The organism is Nitrobacter sp. 62-13 (genome assembly GCF_001896955.1).
GTDB lineage: Bacteria > Pseudomonadota > Alphaproteobacteria > Rhizobiales > Xanthobacteraceae > Nitrobacter.
On sequence record NZ_MKRN01000159.1, the window covers coordinates 4,831 to 6,395 of the forward strand.

Here is a 1,565-nt window from a genome sequence, read left to right on the forward strand (position 1 = left end):
TGGGATTTGGATGCGAGCCGCAAATTATTGATCCGGTTATCGCGCGGATCGCCGTTGACGTGATCGATCTCCTCCAGTGGCGGACTGTCATGCACGTAGAGCCATGCCAGACGATGGGCCAGGTAGTTCTTTTTGCCGATCATGATTTGCACGTAGCGCCCACCGATCGATCCAGCAGCCCTTCCGGCCTTCTGGCCAGAGCGCCACGTGAAGCGTCCTGTTTCGGGGTCGTAGTGGAGCAATTCGCGCACGCATGCAGCCGGCGGCAGCGACCGCGGCAGCGCCATCGCAAATCTCCGAAAATTTGAGAAGTCAGTTCAGCGGATCGGGCGTGCCGTAGATGGCCACAATGACCATGTCCGCCCAACGGCCAGCCCGCGCACCTGCGGTTTCGATATCGTCTGTCGCCGGCGCCTCGGCCTCGATGAAATCGCAGAGCCCGCCCAGCGTCCGGTTGGACACGACCGCACTCCCAATCGCACCGAGCATGGCGTCGAGTACCCGTTCGCGGGTTTCGCTCGACGTTTCGTAGGCGGCGAGCTCGATCGGGATGCGGTGGGAGTAGACGTAAACGAGCGGCGACAGGATGACTTCCGGCTCGCCCGGATCGCCATCGCGGATGATCGCAAGCCCGCCGGGCGGGATGCGCTCCGGTTTGGCCAGGTTACGCTTAACGTCAGCGTTCGGCAGCGCGGACGTGACCAGCGCCCTGATCGCGTCGAGCACCTGTTCTCGTCGGCTGGTCATCGTGCTGTCGCCACGAGAACCGAAGCAATGAAGGCGAACGACAGGAGCGTCATGAAGACCGCAATTCTCTTGTGATCCACCATCATCTCCAATGACTCGCGAGCAGGCCCGGGACGCGATCAGCCCAACGCCGAGCCGCGCTCGCGATGTCGAGCCGCTTTTGCAACGTGACCTGCGGCACCAGGATGAACACCACCACGGTCGAGCGGCCTTTCAAGCGGGTGAACTGCGCACCGGCGCGAGTGCGCCCGATATTCGGTCTTGCCAGCCCCTTCTTGCTCAGCCGCGCATTGTCGGCGACGAGCAGCGACGGTCGCCCGCGGCGATAGACAAACCGCAACCGCATGCCTGTGCGCCGCTCCCAGCCGCCCGGCGTGATCCGCTTCATGCCGCCGGTCGCGCTCAAGCCCTTCAGGCCTGCGGCCGGGGTCGGGATTGCGAGCCAGAAACCGCGGCTTGACTTGATGGTCACACCGCGATCGAACGCATCGACGATGTTGGGCGCCTTCGACCAGACGAAGGACGCTGCTTCGAGACTGACGCCGCCTTCCGGATAGGTCTTGCCGCGCCAGGTGTTGGCGAGACGCTGTCCGAGGCCGGCGTCGACCACATCGGCCCGAAGATCGCCCTTCAGGCCTTCGGTCGCCTCCCGCATGGCACTGGTGACGGAACGCGCCGCATCCCCTTCGGCGTCACTCAAGCCCTTCGCGAGGTCGTCGGTCTTGAGCGTGAAACGCATGGGTTATGCAGGATGTGCAGCTTCGCAGGTCCACACGAGCCGCAGGCTGTCGAGAGTCGGCGTCGCGATGACCTCGAAG

The 1,565-nt window shown here is 64.1% G+C and carries 3 protein-coding genes; all 3 read right to left on the reverse strand.

Annotation, left to right across the window (positions count from 1 at the left end):
* Positions 1–287: HNH endonuclease signature motif containing protein (locus tag BGN91_RS11135; protein WP_292613113.1), on the reverse strand; the 287-nt coding region annotated here is incomplete at its 3' end.
* A 25-nt stretch (positions 288–312) separates the two neighbouring features.
* On the reverse strand, positions 313–747 hold the full coding sequence (locus BGN91_RS11140; protein WP_292613114.1) for a hypothetical protein: 435 nt from the start codon (positions 745–747) through the stop codon (positions 313–315).
* 82 nt (positions 748–829) lie between these two features.
* Positions 830–1,486 carry a DUF6441 family protein gene (locus BGN91_RS11145; RefSeq protein ID WP_292613116.1) on the reverse strand — a complete coding sequence of 219 codons (657 nt, stop codon included), beginning with the start codon at positions 1,484–1,486 and terminating at the stop codon, positions 830–832.
* Positions 1,487–1,565: the final 79 nt, after the last annotated feature.